The sequence below is a fragment of the Amycolatopsis endophytica genome (assembly GCF_013410405.1).
GTDB classification, from domain to species: Bacteria; Actinomycetota; Actinomycetes; order Mycobacteriales; family Pseudonocardiaceae; genus Amycolatopsis_E; species Amycolatopsis_E endophytica.
Genome location: NZ_JACCFK010000002.1, coordinates 1,836,152 through 1,852,091, shown reverse-complemented (window position 1 = coordinate 1,852,091; position 15,940 = coordinate 1,836,152). Strand labels below are relative to the sequence as shown.

Sequence of the window (15,940 nt, the reverse complement as noted above, 5' to 3'; positions counted from 1 at the left end):
ATCAGGTGCGGCTCAAGGCGCGTGCGTCAACTTCGGCGGTGGAGCTACGGGCACCCGATCCGCACCCGTCGGGGGCGAAGCCGCCGGTGATCCCCGCCGAGCTGGTGCCCAACCACGTCGCGCTGGTCATGGACGGCAACGGCCGCTGGGCGAACCAGCGCGGGCTGCCGCGGATCGAGGGGCACAAGCGCGGTGAGGCCGTGATGATCGACGTCGCCAGCGGTGCCGTCGAACTGGGCGTCAAGTGGCTCTCGGTGTACGCGTTCTCGACGGAGAACTGGAAGCGCAGCCCGGACGAGGTGAAGTTCCTGATGGGCTTCAACCGCGACACGATCCGCCGTCAGGTGGACTACCTCGGGTCGATCGGGGTGCGGATCCGGTGGGCGGGGCGCACGCCGAGGCTGTGGCGCAGCGTCATCAAGGAGCTGCAGGCCGCGGAGGAGAAGACCAGGCACAACACGCTGTTGAACATGACCATGTGCGTGAACTACGGCGGCCGCGCCGAGATCGCCGACGCGGCACGACGGCTGGCGCAGCTCGCCGCCGAGGGAAAAATCAATCCGGACAAGGTGGACGAGCGGATGCTCGCGAAGTACATGTACCAGCCGGAAATGCCCGACGTGGATCTGTTCCTGCGCCCGTCGGGTGAGCTGCGAACCTCGAACTTCATGCTCTGGCAGTCGGCCTACGCGGAGTTCGTCTTCCAGGACACGCTCTTCCCGGATTTCGACCGCCGTCAACTATGGGCGGCGTGCGAGGAGTTCGCCCGCCGCGACCGCCGTTTCGGAGCCGCGTTCGACGCCGCGAAGGGGGAATCGTGACCACGGAGGCGGCCGACACGGCGGAGCTGCTGAGCCGGGCCCGCGAAGCGCTGGAGACCTATCTCGAAGTCCATGTGGACGACGACGGGGCCTTGACGTTTTCGCACAACGGCGTGCCGTGCGTGATCCAGTCGACGCAGCTCGCGGAGGGGTTGACGGTGCTCAGCCTGACCTGCGTGGTCGGCTGGGACCTGCCCGACGATCCAGCCTTCGCGGCGAAGGCCGCCGAGCGCGCGGGACAGGGTCTGTTCGGAACGCTGGGTGTGCAACACGCCGAGCGGGGGCTGGACCTGACGCTGCGATACGCGTTCCCGGCGCAGGGGCTGGAGATCGCGGCGCTGGGGACTCTGCTGATGCTGGTGGTTTCGACGGCTTCGCAGTTGCGTTCCGAATTGACTTGAGTTTCGAGCCGCTACGCGGGTTTTTGCGCTGCGCGCGGCTGGACGCGCCGGGCTCGCAAGCTCGCAGTTGATCGGGGTGAGGGGGAGGCTGGACGGCCTGGTGGGTCGGGTTGCGTTGCCGGGCTGCGGTTGGGTGGGCAAGTGGCGTCCCGGAAGAGCAAACACGCCAACCGGAGCGGCCAACACGCCGCGCGCCGCGCCGTGTTTGCCGCTCCGGGCGCCGTGTTTGCCGCTCGCGGCGGCGTGTTGGCCGTTCCGGGCGCCGTGTTTGCCGCTCGCGGCGCCAACTCCACGTTCGTCCGGCGCCCGGCAACGGTAGGCAACCCGGCACTGTGCCTACCGGCCGTTCCTCTCCCGCAGCCGATCCCGAGCCGTCTTTGGCGATCGATCAGGCGGGTCAAGGCACGCTTTCCCGCCTTGACGCGTCTGCTCGATCGCCAAAACCCTGAAGAATCGGGTGCGGAAGGGGCAATCCGTTGCGAGCTTGCGAGCCCGGCGTTGGAGGTACTCGCGTCGCGCGCCGCGTCGCGGCTGCGAAATCGCCCACCGCACTTGCGGCACACGACTGCACATCCTGCGCCGTGGTCCTGCTGGAGTGTCTCCGCCCCGCGCGATGTTCCTGCTGTAGCGGCTTCACGTCCCGCGATGCTCCTGTTGCAGTGGCTCCATCCTGCGCCGTGGTCCTGCTGGAGTGTCTTCGCCCCGCGCGATGTTCCTGCCGTCGCGGCTCGGCCCCGCGCGATGTTCCTGCCGTCGCGGCTCGGCCCCGCGCGATGTTCCTGCCGTCGCGGCTCGGCCCCGCGCGATGTTCCTGCTGCAGCGGCTTCATGCCCCGCCGCCCTCGCCGCAGCGGCTCCACCCCAGGCCGTGATCCCGGTAGCACCCCTCACCACCCCATCCCTGCGCCGATCGGACAGCCCGGGGGCGCGAGCGGAACCCTCACCGGCCCCACCCAGCGCATCTCGCACCCCCACGACTGGTCCGTTCATGCCCAAAACCTCACCAACGGTCCGTTCGTGAGCCCGCCCCGAGCCCCGGCCCCCTGACTCCTGGCAGTATCGGCCCGGTGAGCGACGTACTCGACCGAACGGAACCCGCGGGCAAGCGGCGCCGGGGGCGGATCACCTCCATCGAGGTGCTCTGCGCCCTGCTGATCGTCGCCGTGCTCGGGCAGGGGTGGTTGCGTGACGTGCTCGATGTGCCGGCCCTGCGTACCGGCTCCACGGTGTTCGTCGCGGTGTGCGTGCAGGCCCTGCCGTTCCTCGTGCTCGGCGTGCTGATCAGCGGGGCGATCGCGGCGTTCGTCCCGGCGAAGGTCCTGCGCCGCGTGATTCCGCGCAACCAGGCGGGCGCGGTGGGCGTCGCGGGGCTCGCCGGGGTCGCCCTGCCGGGCTGTGAGTGTGCCTCGGTGCCCGTGGCGCGGCGGCTCATCGGGCAGGGGGTTGCTCCGGCGGCGGCGCTGACGTTCCTCCTCGCCGCTCCGGCGGTGAACCCGGTGGTGCTCGTCGCGACGGCGGTCGCGTTCCCCGGGCAGCCCGAGATGGTCCTGGCCCGCTTCCTCGGCTCCTTCGCGACCGCCGTCGTGATGGGTCTGCTCTGGGCGCGATGGGGCAAGCTCGACTGGATCGTCCAGCGCGCGCTGGAACGGATGCCCGAAGGCGGCAACCGGTGGCGCACCTTCACCGAGACGGCGCGTGCCGACCTCGTCGAATCGGCCGGGTTCCTGGTGCTCGGCGCGCTCATCGCCGCCACGATGAACGTCCTCGTGCCCGCGGCGTGGTTCGAGGTGCTGAGCAACCAGATCGTGCTCGGTGTCGTGATCATGGCCGTTCTCGCGGTGGTCCTCGCGCTGTGCAGCGAGGCCGACGCGTTCGTCGCCGCGTCACTCACCGCGTTGCCGCTGTTGCCGAAGCTCGTGTTCCTCGTCGTCGGCCCGGCCATCGACGTCAAGCTGTTCGCGCTGCAGGCGGGCACCTTCGGGCGCTCGTTCGCGGTACGGTTCGCCCCGGTGACGTTCGTCGTGGCGACCGCCTGCGCCGTGGTGGCCGGAGTGCTCGTCCTGGGGGGTGCGAGATGAACGTGCAACAGCAGCGGCCCGGTCTCGCGGTAGCGTCCGCCGCGCTCGGTGCTGTCGGCGTCGTGATGGGTGTGTCGATCTGGGTGACCTGGGCGTTCGTCCGGCCGGCGGCGGGTGGCGCGCTGCCGTCGCCGATGTCCGTGGTGCTGACGCTCGTCCTCGGCGCGCTGTGGATCGTGGTTCTGTCCGCCGGGGTGCTGTCGATGCTGTTCGGTTTCCTCGGCCGCGCCACACCCGGCGGTCTCGCCCGCGCCGGGATGCTCTTCGGGGCGATCGCGGCGTTGCTCGCGCTGAGCGGCGCCATCGCCTTCGTCGTCGCCGCCAGCGACTGGCTCGTCGTCCGGCCGCTGTAGGGAGGAGGGGAACTCGTGCGTCGCGAAACGCAGAACATCCTGCTGGTGCTGCTCGGCGGGGCGCTGCTCAAGATCGGCATCAACGGTGACTATCTGCGCTACGTCAAACCCGCCCAGCAACCGTGGGTGATCGCAGGGGGAGCGGTGATCCTGCTGCTCGGCGCTGTCGCCATCGCGCGCGACCTGCAAACCGCCCGCAGGGCCCGCGCCGCCACCGCGACCCCGGAGCCCGGCCACGCGCACGACCACCACCATCCGGCGCGTTCGGCGTGGCTGCTGGTCGTCCCCGTGCTCGCGGTGCTGCTCGTCGCCCCGCCCGCACTCGGGTCCGACTCGGTGATCCGCACGTCCGCGGGCGCACCACGCACAGCCGCCGCGCAGGATGCCGCCGCGTTCCCGCCGCTTCCGGCCGGCGACGTCGTGCCGCTGACGCTGACCGAGTTCGTCACCCGCGCGGGCTGGGACTCCCGCGGCTCGTTGAACGGCCGCACGGTCCGGCTCACCGGCTTCGTCGTGCACGACAAGGACAGCGTGCTGCTGGCGCGCATGGTGATCCGGTGCTGCGCGGCCGACGCCTCGCCGATGACAGTCCGGCTCACCGGCCCCGAAGCCACGCGCTACCCCGACGACAGCTGGCTGGAGGTCACCGGCCAGATCGTCCCCGGCACGGCCGTCGCGTCGAACGGCTACACCGCGGACGTCACGGTCGAGTCCCTGAACCCCATCGCCGCCCCTCAGGACGCGTATGAGTACTAGCCAGCGCACCTCCGGCGGCTCACGGACCTCCCCGACCACGCAAGCGCACGACGTACTCCGCGCTGGAAGCACGAGTGGACCGGGCACTCACCCTCTTGTATCGAGTGCTTGATACAAGAGGGACGTTGGAACGCCCTGGGACAACAGGATCGCCGTAGCCGCTGTCATGTTCGGTGTCGGCCTGGTGATCCTTCTCCTGCTGTGGCCCGGTGAACGTCAGGGCACACGTGTGCTCCGCAGGTGGGGCATCGCGGAGCCGGACGGGCAGGACGTGTCCGACGCGGTGCGGTACCTGCGCCGCCGCCGGTTCTGGTATCCGTGGCTGTTCCTGGTGCTGCCCGTCGTCGCGCCGGACGACGGTGCGGCGCACGGCCCTCCTGGTGCGACGGGAAATCCGGGACTTCGTACCGGTGTGGGCGCTGATCGTCGCCGGGGTCGTCGTCGTGGCCGCGCTGCTGCGGCTGGCCCTCCTGCAACGGTGGGTCGAGCTGGCCGTGGCGCTCGTGATGACCGCGCTGGCCGTGCTGGTCGTCCTGCTCGCCGTGCGACGGCCGGCGGACGGGCGTGCCGAAGTCGATTTCGCTCTGCGCACCCGCAGCGCGCGCGTCGCCGTGGGGCTCGGCCTCGTCACTCCGGCTTCCCTGGCCGGCGAGGTGACCGACCTGCCCGGTGCCGCGCTGGTGGTCGTGAGCGTGGTCGCTTTCCTCGCCATCGTCCAGCGCGACCGGACCGGCACGACAGCGCCCATGCGGTGACGGGGTGGCCCTGCGCATCGTCGTCGACACCGACAGTGGTCTCGCGCCCTGGCGACAGGTGCGCGACCAGATGAACCGGTTGGTGACCAGCGGTTCTCCCGCCCGGCGCGAAGCTGCCGCCGACGCGGCAGGGCACCCCGACACCACCCTGGTGCTGCACTCCGCGGCCGCCGACTTCGCCGCACTGCCAAGCGATCTGGGCGCGAACGCCGACACCGCCGCCGAAGCCGTGCGCGCCGCCTACCGCGCCACGCACGGAAGTGCGCTCGAACGTGGCACGGGGCACGGAGGCCCGGCACAGGGAACCTAGGTCACACCGCAAGGCAGGCCCGGCCGCGGTGGCCCACAGCGACATCGGCCCCGGCTCAGACTGCCGCCGCGGCGTCGGCTCAACCCGGGCTGCCCGCCGTCATGACCAGTCCAGCGGACCGCCCCGCCGCGACATCGACCCTGGCCGCCCGCCGCAGTCCGGCCGCTCGCCGGCCGCAGTCCGGCCGCTCGCCGGCCGCAGTCCGGCTGCTCGCCGGCCGCAGTCCGGCTGCTCGCCGTAGCCCGGTTGCCCACCGTAGCCACGCCGCCCGCCGCACTCCCCCGCCGGGGAGTTCCCCCATGCCACTTTGGGAGCGTTGGACGCCACCAATGCCGCATTGGGGACCGCCGCCGACTCAACCCGCCAGCCGTCGGGAGCAGTCCGTGCACGTGCCCACGATCTCGACCGTATGACGGATGTCCGAAAAGCCGTTGCCTGCCGCGACCTTGTCCGCCCAGCGTTCGACCGCCGGGCCCTCCACCTCGACGGTGAAGCCGCAGTGACGGCACACCAGGTGATGGTGGTGGTGCGTCGAGCAGCGGCGGTAGATCGCCTCGCCCGATTCGGTGCGCAGAACGTCCACCTCGTCGGCCTCGGCCAGCGACTGCAGCGTCCGGTACACGGTGGTCAGGCCGATGCCGTCGCCGCGTTTGCGCAGCTCGTCGTGCAGCTCTTGCGCCGACCGGAAGTCGTCGACCTCCGACAGCAAGTCCACCACCGCCGCCCGCTGCTTCGTCGACCGGCGACCGGGCACCGGGGCCCGGCGAACCTCGCTACTCGTCATGAACTGCCCTCCTGCACATGCGCGACCGCGTCCACCACGATGTGCGCCAGATGATCGTCCACGAGCCGGTACACCACTTCACGGCCCCGTCGGTCACCCCGCACCACCCCGGCCGCCTTGAGCACCCGCAGGTGCTGGCTGATCAGCGGCTGCGCCACGTCGAGGGCGTCGACCAGTTCGTGCACGCACCGGTCGGCGTCCCGTAGCTGCAGCACGATCGCGATGCGCACCGGCGCCGACAGGGCCCGCAGCAGCTCGCCCGCTTCGGACAGGGTCGCGGCCGGCTGGGGCGGCGTGCGTGGCTTCAGCTCGTCGCCCGCGTGAACCTGCTCGGCGTCGTCGGGCAATCCGGGCAACGCGGCGTCCGGACGAGCCATCGGCATAACATCTCCAGCCTCGGGTCGGTCGATGTCCTTCCATCCTAGTGTTCTCCCGGTAGTGGTTGCCGTTATCGCCTCCTCCCATCCCATGTCAAGCCCCGCGCCGGGCCGCGACGGGCGCCGGATACGCTGGACAGAACCGATAACCGTCCCCGCATCTGATGGAGAGCGTGGAGTGCCCGCCAACATTGAGACCGTCGTCAGCCTGTGCAAGCGTCGTGGCTTCGTCTTCCCGAGCGGGGAGATCTACGGCGGAACCCGGTCGGCGTGGGACTACGGACCGCTCGGCGTCGAGCTGAAGGAGAACATCAAGCGCCAGTGGTGGCGCACGATGGTGCAGAGCCGGGACGACGTCGTCGGTCTCGACTCCTCCGTCATCCTGCCGCGCCAGGTGTGGGTGGCCTCCGGTCACGTCAACGCGTTCAACGATCCGCTGGTCGAGTGCACCTCGTGCCACCGGCGGTTCCGCGCCGACCAGCTGGCCGAGGACTACAGCGCCCGCACCGGCAAGGAGACCGGCGAGGACGACCTGTCCGACGTCCCGTGCCCGAACTGCGGCACCCGCGGCCAGTACACCGCGCCGCGCGAGTTCAACATGATGCTCAAGACCCACCTGGGCCCGGTCGAGAGCGAAGAGGGCATGGCCTACCTGCGCCCGGAGACGGCGCAGGGCATCTTCGTGAACTTCCTCAACGTGCAGACCACGTCGCGGAAGAAGCCGCCGTTCGGCATCGGCCAGATCGGCAAGTCCTTCCGCAACGAGATCACCCCCGGCAACTTCATCTTCCGCACGCGCGAGTTCGAGCAGATGGAGATGGAGTACTTCGTCGAGCCGGGTGAGGACGAGCGCTGGCACCAGTACTGGATCGACCTGCGCACCGAGTGGTACACCGGCCTCGGCATCAACAGCGACAACCTGCGGCACTACGAGCACCCGAAGGAGAAGCTGTCGCACTACTCGAAGCGCACCGTCGACATCGAGTACCGCTTCGGGTTCTCCGCCGGCCAGGAGTGGGGTGAGCTGGAGGGCATCGCCAACCGCACCGACTTCGACCTCACCACGCACTCCAACCACTCCGGCGTCGACCTGGCCTACTTCGACCAGGCCACCAAGCAGCGTTACCGTCCGTTCGTCATCGAGCCCGCCGCCGGTGTCGGCCGCCCGATGATGGCGTTCCTGCTGGACGCCTACAACGAGGACGAGGTGCCCAACGCCAAGGGCGGTGTCGACAAGCGCGTCGTGCTCAAGCTCGACCCGCGGCTGGCGCCGTTCAAGGTCGCGGTGCTGCCGCTGTCCCGCAACGCCGACCTCACGCCGAAGGCGAAGGACCTGGCCGCGGCGCTGCGCCGCAACTGGAACGTCGACTTCGACGACGCCGGTTCGATCGGCAAGCGCTACCGCCGCCAGGAGGAGGTCGGCACGCCGTACTGCGTCACCGTCGACTTCGACACGCTCGAGGATCAGGCCGTGACCGTGCGCGAGCGCGACAGCATGGCGCAGGAGCGTGTCGCGCTGGACAAGGTGGAGTCCTACCTGGCCGCGCGCCTGCCCGGCTGCTGACGAACGCGCTCGAAAGCCCTGGTCACCGCTCGGTGACCAGGGCTTTCTTGTAGAAGAACGTCGTGGAACGCAGCGCCCCGGACGGGTCCTGCGCGTAGTCCGGGATCGTGCCGGTCTCGGTCCAGCCCGCGGAAGAGTACAGCCGCTGGGCGGGGCTCCCGGTCTCCGTGTCGAGCACCAGCACCGTGATCCCGGCGTCGCGGGCGCCGCGTTCGGCCTCCGCGAGCAGGGTCCGGCCGAGGCCGCGGCCTCGCGCGTCCCGGTGCACCAGGAGTTTCGCCAGCTCGCCGCGGTGCGGGGCGTTCGGCATCGACGAGCGGCGGATCTGGACGGTGCCCACGAGCCGCGCGCCGGACCAGGCGGCCCAGATCAGCAGCGCGCCGCTCTCGACATCGCCCGCCAGACCCTTCCACCACGCCGCGGCCTCGGCCGGGTCGAACGGGGCCAGGAACCCGACGGACGCGCCGCCGTTCGTGCAGTCGGCCAGCACCTCGCCGAGCGCGCGCACAGCACCGGGGTAGTCCGCGGCGGACAGTCGCGTGATCACGGCATCACCAGCACCAGCAGGTACCGCGCGGCCCCCGGGCCGGGGCAGTGGAACCGCGTCGGGCCCCAGAGCCGGAACCGCAGGCAGTCACCGGAGACGAGCGCGTGCTTCCGGCCGTCGACGGTCAGGTCGAGCGCGCCGTCGAGCATCCACAGGTGCTGCTCCAGTCCGGGCACCGACGGGGCGTCGTAGGAGAGGTCGGCACCGGGCCGCAGCGTGCCTTCGACGACCTCCGCGCGCAGCGCCGGATGGGGCGGCGACACCGAACGACGCACGAATCCACTGTCCTCGTCGGTCCACACGCTCTGCCCGGCCGACCGGATCAGCTGCGCCCCGTCGGCCTCCACTTCGGTCAGCAGCCGCGACATCGGTCGCTCGTAGACGGTGCACAACCGGCCGAGCAGGGACGCCGTCGGGCTGATCTCGCCGCGCTCGACGCGGGACAGCGTCGACCGGCTCACGCCGGACCTGTCGGCGAGGTCGTCGAGCGACCATCCGCGCTCGGCCCGCAGCTCCGCCAGCCGGGCGGCGAGGCGATCCTCCATCGTTCTCACCTGAGAGAGGATATCCCACATTTGGGAGGGGACCCTGACGCTTGTCATGGTCAGGTCGTGACTCCCGGCCTGCGGGACACTCCCGCCGCGGCGGGACGCTGAGGACATGAACGGAGCACAGACCACGACCCGGGCCGCGGTGCGGCTGACGGGCCTGCGCAAACACTACGGCGAGGTGCGTGCCGTCGACGGGGTCGACCTCGCCATCGCGCCGGGAGAGGTGGTCGCGCTGCTCGGCCCGAACGGCGCGGGCAAGTCCACCACGGTCGATATGATGCTAGGTCTGACCAGGCCCGATTCCGGTGAGGTATCGATCTTCGGCGCCGCGCCCGCCGAGGCTGTCGCCCGCGGTGCCATCGGCGCGATGCTGCAGGGCGCCGCCCTGCTCGACGACGCGACCGTCGGCGAGATGGTCGGCATGATCGCGTCGCTGCACCGCAAGCCGATGCCGGTCGCCGAGGCACTGCGGCGCGCGGGCATCGAGGACCTCGCGAACCGGCGCGGCACCAAGCTTTCCGGGGGCCAGAAGCAGCGCGTGCGGTTCGCCGTCGCGCTGGTCAGCGATCCGGACCTGCTGGTGCTCGACGAGCCGACCGCCGCCATGGACGTGTCCAGCCGCCGGGACTTCTGGAAGTCCATGCACGCCTACACCGACACCGGCCGCACCGTGCTGTTCGCGACGCACTACCTGGAGGAGGCCGAGGAGTTCGCCGACCGGGTGGTGCTGATGCGCGCCGGGCGGATCGTGGCGGACGGTTCGGTCGCCGAGGTGCGCGCGCTGGCCAGCGGCCGCACGTTGCGGGCCGTCGTGCCCGGTGCCACGGCCGTCGAGGTCGCCGCGCTGCCAGGGGTCACCGAGTACGAGGTCCGCGGCGGCCGGATCGCGGTGTCCACAAGGGACTCGGACACGACCCTGCGCGCCGTGCTGGCCCGTTTCCCGGACGCCCACGACATCGAAATCACCGCGATCGGGCTGGAAGGCGCCTTCCTGACCCTCACCGCCGACGAGGAGAACGACCGATGAGCCTCAAGTTCCTGACGCTGGAGATCCGGCGGGTGCTGCGCTCGCCGCGGTTCCTCATCTTCACCGTCGCCTTCCCGGTGCTGCTGTTCATGCTCTACGTCGGCATCTTCGGCGGCGGCGACACGAACGTGATCGCGGTGCTGATGGTCAGCATGACCTCGTTCGGCGCGATGGCGTCGGCCCTGTTCGTCGGCACGCGGGTGGCGATCGAACGCACAGCGGGCTGGCAGCGGCAGCTGCGGCTCACCCCGTTGTCGGGCGCCGGTTACCTGACCGCCAAGGCCGCGACGGGCCTGGCGCTCGCGATCGCCCCGGTGGTCCTCGTGCCGCTGGTCGGTGCGCTGGCCGAAGGGGTGTCGCTGGGGGTGGGGGGATGGCTGCGGGTCACCCTGGGGGTGTGGCTCGCGGCCATCCCGTTCGCCCTGATCGGGTTGCTCATCGGGCAGATCGGCACCGCCGACTCGGTCCAGCCCATCACCCAGCTGGTGATGCTGCCGATGGCGCTGCTGGGCGGGATCTTCATCCCCATCGACGCGATGCCGCACTGGCTCCTGCAGTTCTCGCACGTGCTGCCCACCTACTGGATGGGACAGATCGGGCGGGGCGCGGTGACCACCGACCTGAGCAGCGGCCTCGGGCAGTCCGTCCTGTGGCTCGCGGTGTGGACCGTCGCGCTCGGGATCGTCGTGGTCCGGCGCTACCGTAAGGACTCCGCACGGGTGTGATGGGGAGAAGCACGGTGGACACCGACGACAGGGCCGGCTGGTGGGCCGGGAAGGTCACCGGCCAGCCGAGGCCGGCGTCCTTCATGCGGCGCTGGCCCGTGCTGGGGGCGGTGTTCTACCTCCCCGGCGCCGTTCCGACCGCGCAGCACGGCGGGCCGCTGCTGATCAGCCTGCTCGTCGTCTACGGGGTCTGCTACCTCACGTTCCCGTTCCTCCTGCTGCCCCACCAGCCCAGGTGGGTGCGGCTGACGTTCGCCACGGCGATGGTCGTCGTCGGGCTGGCCGTGCTGGCCGCCGGGGCCACCGTCTACATCCTGCTGTACACGACGGTCGTCATCGCGCTGTCGCTGGAGTCCGGGTGGGTGCTGCTCTTCGACGGCCTCACGATCGCCGGAGCCGGGTTGCTGGTGCTCCTGCACGCCGGCCTGTCCAGCGTGCCGGGTGACTTCGGGACCGTTGTCGGCGTCACGTCGGCGATGTTCTTCCTGGGCCGGTTGTCCCAGACGGTGCGGCGGCTGCGGCGGGCCAACGAGGAGATCGCCGCGCTGGCGGTTGGCGCGGAGCGGGAACGGCTGGCCCGCGACCTGCACGACATCCTCGGCCACAGCCTGACCACGATCGCGGTCAAGGCGGGCCTGGCGCGGCGGCTGATCGAGAGCGCGGCGGACCCGGAGCGGGCGGTCACCGAGATCCGGGAGGTCGAAGGACTGGCCCGCAGCGCGCTGTCCGACGTGCGCGCGACGGTGTCGGAGTACCGGGAGGTGTCGTTGTCGGCGGAGCTGGTGGGGGCGCGGACGGCGTTGCGTGCCGCCGAGATCGAGGCGGACCTGCCCAGCGCCGTGGACAACGTGCGCCCTGAGCTGCAGACGACGTTCGGGTACGTGCTGCGCGAGGCGGTGACGAACGTGCTGCGGCATTCCGGGGCGAGCCGCGTCAAGGTGCGGCTGGGCCGGAACTGGCTGGAGATCACCGACAACGGCCGGGGAGTGGAGCCGGGGGTGGCCGGCAACGGGCTGCGGGGGCTGGAGGAGCGGCTGGCGCAGGTGGGTGGCACGCTGCAGGTCCGGGCGCGGCCCGGTGAAGGTTTCGGACTGCGGGCGGAGGTCCTCGCGGACCGTCCGGTGGAGGTGTCGTGATCCGCGTTCTGCTGGCCGACGACCAGGCGATGGTGCGCGGCGCGCTGGCGACCGTGCTGGGACTGGAACCGGACATCGAGGTGGTCGGCCAGGTCGGCTCGGGTGACGAGGTGCTGGCGGCGGCGAAGGAGAGCGCGCCCGACGTGGCGCTGCTCGACGTCCAGATGCCCGGCAAGGACGGGCTCACCGCGGCCGCCGAGCTGCACACGGCGCTGCCCTCGTGCCGGATCATCGTGTGCACGACGTTCGGCCGCCCCGGCTACCTGGCTCGCGCGATGGCCGCGGGCGCCGCGGGGTTCGTCGTGAAGGACTCGCCGCCGGAACAACTCGTCGACGCCGTCCGTCGGGTCCACACTGGACTGCGCGTGGTGGACCCGGCGCTGGCCGCCGAGTCGCTGGCCACCGGGGCGAGCCCGTTGACCCCGCGCGAGCACGAGGTGCTGCTCGCGGCCAGCGACGGCGGCACGGTGTCCGATGTGGCACGTCGCCTGCATCTGTCCGAAGGGACCGTGCGCAACCACCTGTCCGCCGCGATCGGCAAGACGGGCGCCCGCACGCGCGCCGAAGCCGTCCGGCTGGCGGAGGAGCGGGGCTGGCTGTGACGGGCCGTCTGCGAGGATGACCGGGATGGGTGATCGGGTGAGCTGGACGCGCCGGGCCGTGCTGGGCACGGTCCTGGTGCTCGTGATGGTGGCGGGCGGGACGGCGTTCCGGGTGTGGCAGGTCGCGCGCGAGGACGACCGCCACCACGCCGACGCGATCGTGGTGCTCGGAGCGGCGCAGTACAACGGGAAACCGTCGCCGATCTTCCAGTCCCGTCTGCGGAAGGCGATGCAGCTCTACGAGGACGGGGTCGCCGACCGGATCGTCACCGCGGGCGGCAACCGCGAGGGCGACAACTACACCGAAGCCTCGGCGGGAGCGGGCTGGCTGGTCGAACAGGGCGTGCCGAGCGAGGACACCGTGGCGGTCGGCGAGGGCAGCGACACGCTCGGCAGCCTCCGCGCGGTCGCGGACACGTTCGACGAGCGCGGCTGGCACACGGCGGTGCTCGTCAGCGACCCGTGGCACTCGCTGCGCGCCCGCATCATGGCCGATGACTCCGGAATGGACACCTGGACCTCGCCGACCCACAGCGGGCCCATCGTGCAGACCAGGGAAACCCAGTTCGCCTACATCTACCGCGAGACCGGCGCCCTGTTGTTCTACCGGCTGACCAAGACCCCGGCCGACGACATCGGCGGCACCGGGCTGCGCTGACGTCTCCATTTCGCCTGCTCGTCGCCGCGTGGACCGGAAACTGTCGGTGGGTACCCGTAGAGTTGCGGGGTGTACAGCGAGCACGATCAGCAGCGGTGGCTCGGCGAGGCGCCCAAGGGGGCGGCGCTCACCGGGTCGCGGCCGGACGGGCGGAGTGCGTTCGCGCGTGACCGGGCGCGCGTGCTGCATTCCGCGGCCCTGCGCAGGCTGGCGGGCAAGACGCAGGTCGTCGGGCCGGGGGAGGGCGCCGAGGTCAGCGGCGTGCCCCGCACGCGGTTGACGCACTCGCTGGAGGTCGCGCAGATCGGCCGTGGCATCGCCGAGGAACTGGGCGCCGACCCGGACCTGGCGGATACGGCGGGGCTGGCGCACGACATCGGGCACCCGCCGTTCGGGCACAACGGCGAGAAGGCGCTCGACGACGTGGGCCAGGCGTGCGGCGGGTTCGAGGCCAACGCGCAGACGCTGCGCATCCTCACCCGGCTGGAGCCGAAGGTCGAATCGGCCGGGCTGAACCTGACGCGCGCGTGCCTGGACGCGGCCACGAAGTACCCGTGGCCGCGGCGGGCGGGCGCGGCGAAGTTCGGGGTGTACGACGACGACCGGGAGGTGTTCGACTGGATGCGGGATGGTGCGCCGGAAGGCCGCACCTGCCTGGAGGCGCAGATCATGGACTGGGCCGACGACGTGGCCTATTCCGTGCACGACGTCGAGGACGGGGTGCTGGCGGGCCGCATCTCACTGTCCGTGCTGGCCGATCCGGGTGAGCGGGCGGCGGTGGCCGGGCTGGCCGCGAAGCACTTCTCGCGGCTGTCGGTGTCCGCGCTGGAGGGCGCGGCGCGGGACCTGCTGGACCTGCCGGTCGTCGCGGAGGTGGCGCGTCCCGGCTTCGACCCGGCGCAGACCGCGTTGAAACGGATGACCAGCGAGCTGGTCGGCCGCTTCGCCTCGGCAGCGGTCACGGGCACGCGCGCGGCCTACGGTGAGGGTCCGCTGACCCGCTACGAGGCGACGCTGGAGATGCCGGAGCGCGTGGCGGCCGAGGTCGCGCTGCTCAAGGCGCTCGCGCTGCGTTACGTGATGAGCGATCCGCGGCGGCTGTCCATGCAGGAGGGCCAGCGTCAGGTGCTCGCCGAGCTGGTCACGATCCTGGTGGAGCGCGGCCCGGAGCCCCTGGAGGCCGCCTTCCACCCGGCGTGGCACGCGGCCGCCGACGACCCCGCCCGCCTGCGTGTGGCCATCGACCAGGTCGCCTCCCTCACCGACGCCCAGGCCCACGCCTGGCACCGCTGGCACACCGGCCGCCACTGAGCGCTGTCCTCGTCATCCGGTCGCGCACGTCACCGGCGCCGCACGGCGCGTCCGGTAGCGTCGGGAGCGTGACCACGCCGGAACGTGAGCATCTGAAGTTCAGCCTCGCGGTGCACCGGGTCGTCGCCGAGGGCGGGGGCGGCTCGGTTGTCTCGCCGTACTCGATCGCCAGCGCGCTGGGCCTGGCCGCCCAGGCCGCGCGCGGCCCCGCCGCGGAGGAGCTGTTGCGGCTGCTCACCGGTGGTGACCCGGACATCGCCAAGCAGGCCGACCTGCTCCGCGCCGCGGCCACCCTCGACGAGGGCGGCCGTCAGGAGAACCCGGTGCTCGCCGTGGCGAACACGCTGTGGGCCTGGGACGAGCTGCCCGTCCACGACGGTTTCCTGGCCGACCTCGGCGGCTGGCCGGGCGCGAGCAGCAAATCCGCACCGTTCGTCGCCGATCCGGAGGCCGCCCGCCGGGCCATCAACGCCGACATCGCGGAGACCACCCGCGATCTCATCCCGGAGCTGCTGCCCCCGGGCTCGGTCGACGCGAACACGGTCGCGAGCCTGGTCAACGCCCTCTACCTCAAGGCCGCCTGGCAGCACCCGTTCCGCGACGCCAACACCCGCGACGAGCAGTTCCACAGCCCGGGCGGACCGCGCCGGGTGAAGATGATGCGCCAGTCCGAGCGCCTCGGCCACGCCCGGACCGACGGCTGGCAGGTCGTCGAGCTGCCCGGCGCCGGCGGCGTCACCGCGACCGTCCTGCTGCCCGACGACGACCTCGCGAACCAGGAGCCGGATCTCGACGCGGACCGGCTCGCGGACCTCCTCGCCGCGCCGAAACAGACCCAGGTCGATCTGCACCTGCCGAAGATCGGCCTGGACGTGCCGTCCGACCTCACCGGCGCCCTGCGGCGGCTCGGCGTCCGGACCCTCTTCCAGGCGGGCGAAGCCGATCTCGGCAACCTCACCCCGGATCCGCGCGCCTACGTCTCGGCCGTGCAGCACCAGTCCGTCCTCAAGCTCGACGAACAGGGCCTGGAGGGCGCCGCGGCCACCGCCGTCATGATCCGCACCCTGTCCATGGTCCGCCCGTCCGATCCGGTCGAGGTGCGCGTCGACCGGCCTTTCCTGCTCCTCGTGCGGCACGCCCGCACGGGTGTGGTCTACTTTTTCGCCCGCGTTGTCGAGCCCTGAG

19 protein-coding genes are annotated in these 15,940 nt (G+C 71.5%); 15 read left to right on the top strand and 4 right to left on the bottom strand.

Features of this window, described 5'->3' with window-relative positions; genetic code table 11:
• Positions 1 to 5 precede the first annotated feature (5 nt).
• From HNR02_RS34155 to HNR02_RS34125, 7 genes are all read left to right on the top strand, one after another.
• The gene (locus HNR02_RS34155; protein ID WP_179777712.1) at positions 6 to 821 is read left to right on the top strand and encodes an isoprenyl transferase; all 816 of its coding nucleotides are present in this window, start codon (positions 6 to 8) and stop codon (positions 819 to 821) included.
• Positions 818 to 1,222 carry a hypothetical protein gene (locus HNR02_RS34150; protein ID WP_179777711.1) on the top strand — a complete coding sequence of 135 codons (405 nt, stop codon included), beginning with the start codon at positions 818 to 820 and terminating at the stop codon, positions 1,220 to 1,222. The genes HNR02_RS34155 and HNR02_RS34150 overlap by 4 nt, the downstream gene beginning before the upstream one ends.
• Before the next feature lie 1,066 nt (positions 1,223 to 2,288).
• Positions 2,289 to 3,299, top strand: coding sequence for a permease (locus HNR02_RS34145; protein ID WP_179777710.1), 1,011 nt, complete (start codon positions 2,289 to 2,291; stop codon positions 3,297 to 3,299).
• The gene (locus HNR02_RS34140) at positions 3,296 to 3,652 is read left to right on the top strand and encodes a hypothetical protein (RefSeq protein ID WP_179777709.1); all 357 of its coding nucleotides are present in this window, start codon (positions 3,296 to 3,298) and stop codon (positions 3,650 to 3,652) included. The genes HNR02_RS34145 and HNR02_RS34140 overlap by 4 nt, the downstream gene beginning before the upstream one ends.
• A 15-nt stretch (positions 3,653 to 3,667) precedes the next feature.
• The gene (locus HNR02_RS34135) at positions 3,668 to 4,408 is read left to right on the top strand and encodes a TIGR03943 family putative permease subunit (RefSeq protein WP_179777708.1); all 741 of its coding nucleotides are present in this window, start codon (positions 3,668 to 3,670) and stop codon (positions 4,406 to 4,408) included.
• Positions 4,409 to 4,788: 380 nt separating this feature from the next.
• Entirely contained in the window at positions 4,789 to 5,163 is a 375-nt protein-coding gene (locus tag HNR02_RS34130; protein WP_179777707.1) for a hypothetical protein, read from the top strand.
• 4 nt (positions 5,164 to 5,167) lie between these two features.
• A complete protein-coding gene (locus HNR02_RS34125) occupies positions 5,168 to 5,473 on the top strand; it encodes a hypothetical protein (protein WP_312861283.1) in 306 nt (101 codons plus the stop codon).
• A gap of 355 nt (positions 5,474 to 5,828) precedes the next feature.
• Here HNR02_RS34125 and HNR02_RS34120 read toward each other — a convergent pair whose 3' ends face one another.
• Positions 5,829 to 6,257 carry a Fur family transcriptional regulator gene (locus tag HNR02_RS34120; RefSeq protein ID WP_179777706.1) on the bottom strand — a complete coding sequence of 143 codons (429 nt, stop codon included), beginning with the start codon at positions 6,255 to 6,257 and terminating at the stop codon, positions 5,829 to 5,831.
• On the bottom strand, positions 6,254 to 6,640 hold the full coding sequence (locus HNR02_RS34115; protein WP_179777705.1) for an ArsR/SmtB family transcription factor: 387 nt from the start codon (positions 6,638 to 6,640) through the stop codon (positions 6,254 to 6,256). The genes HNR02_RS34120 and HNR02_RS34115 overlap by 4 nt, the downstream gene beginning before the upstream one ends.
• A gap of 172 nt (positions 6,641 to 6,812) precedes the next feature.
• Between HNR02_RS34115 and HNR02_RS34110 the strand changes: the two genes are divergently transcribed.
• The gene (locus HNR02_RS34110) at positions 6,813 to 8,198 is read left to right on the top strand and encodes a glycine--tRNA ligase (RefSeq protein ID WP_179777704.1); all 1,386 of its coding nucleotides are present in this window, start codon (positions 6,813 to 6,815) and stop codon (positions 8,196 to 8,198) included.
• 22 nt (positions 8,199 to 8,220) lie between these two features.
• Here the strand turns inward: HNR02_RS34110 and HNR02_RS34105 are convergent, their stop codons facing one another.
• A complete protein-coding gene (locus tag HNR02_RS34105) occupies positions 8,221 to 8,745 on the bottom strand; it encodes a GNAT family N-acetyltransferase (RefSeq protein ID WP_179777703.1) in 525 nt (174 codons plus the stop codon).
• Entirely contained in the window at positions 8,742 to 9,290 is a 549-nt protein-coding gene (locus HNR02_RS34100) for a helix-turn-helix domain-containing protein (protein WP_179778016.1), read from the bottom strand. The genes HNR02_RS34105 and HNR02_RS34100 overlap by 4 nt, the downstream gene beginning before the upstream one ends.
• Before the next feature lie 115 nt (positions 9,291 to 9,405).
• Between HNR02_RS34100 and HNR02_RS34095 the strand changes: the two genes are divergently transcribed.
• The 7 genes from HNR02_RS34095 to HNR02_RS34065 all read left to right on the top strand — a co-directional run bounded on the left by HNR02_RS34095 (position 9,406) and on the right by HNR02_RS34065 (position 15,939).
• The gene (locus tag HNR02_RS34095; protein ID WP_179777702.1) at positions 9,406 to 10,323 is read left to right on the top strand and encodes an ABC transporter ATP-binding protein; all 918 of its coding nucleotides are present in this window, start codon (positions 9,406 to 9,408) and stop codon (positions 10,321 to 10,323) included.
• On the top strand, positions 10,320 to 11,048 hold the full coding sequence (locus HNR02_RS34090; RefSeq protein ID WP_179777701.1) for an ABC transporter permease: 729 nt from the start codon (positions 10,320 to 10,322) through the stop codon (positions 11,046 to 11,048). The genes HNR02_RS34095 and HNR02_RS34090 overlap by 4 nt, the downstream gene beginning before the upstream one ends.
• A 14-nt stretch (positions 11,049 to 11,062) precedes the next feature.
• On the top strand, positions 11,063 to 12,184 hold the full coding sequence (locus HNR02_RS34085; RefSeq protein ID WP_312861282.1) for a sensor histidine kinase: 1,122 nt from the start codon (positions 11,063 to 11,065) through the stop codon (positions 12,182 to 12,184).
• Positions 12,181 to 12,786 carry a response regulator transcription factor gene (locus HNR02_RS34080; RefSeq protein ID WP_179777699.1) on the top strand — a complete coding sequence of 202 codons (606 nt, stop codon included), beginning with the start codon at positions 12,181 to 12,183 and terminating at the stop codon, positions 12,784 to 12,786. The genes HNR02_RS34085 and HNR02_RS34080 overlap by 4 nt, the downstream gene beginning before the upstream one ends.
• A 25-nt stretch (positions 12,787 to 12,811) precedes the next feature.
• Complete coding sequence (locus HNR02_RS34075) at positions 12,812 to 13,444, top strand: YdcF family protein (protein WP_179777698.1); 633 nt, start codon at positions 12,812 to 12,814, stop codon at positions 13,442 to 13,444.
• A 69-nt stretch (positions 13,445 to 13,513) separates the two neighbouring features.
• Positions 13,514 to 14,755 carry a deoxyguanosinetriphosphate triphosphohydrolase gene (locus HNR02_RS34070; protein WP_179777697.1) on the top strand — a complete coding sequence of 414 codons (1,242 nt, stop codon included), beginning with the start codon at positions 13,514 to 13,516 and terminating at the stop codon, positions 14,753 to 14,755.
• Between the two features lie 68 nt (positions 14,756 to 14,823).
• Positions 14,824 to 15,939, top strand: coding sequence for a serpin family protein (locus HNR02_RS34065; protein ID WP_179777696.1), 1,116 nt, complete (start codon positions 14,824 to 14,826; stop codon positions 15,937 to 15,939).
• Position 15,940: the final 1 nt, after the last annotated feature.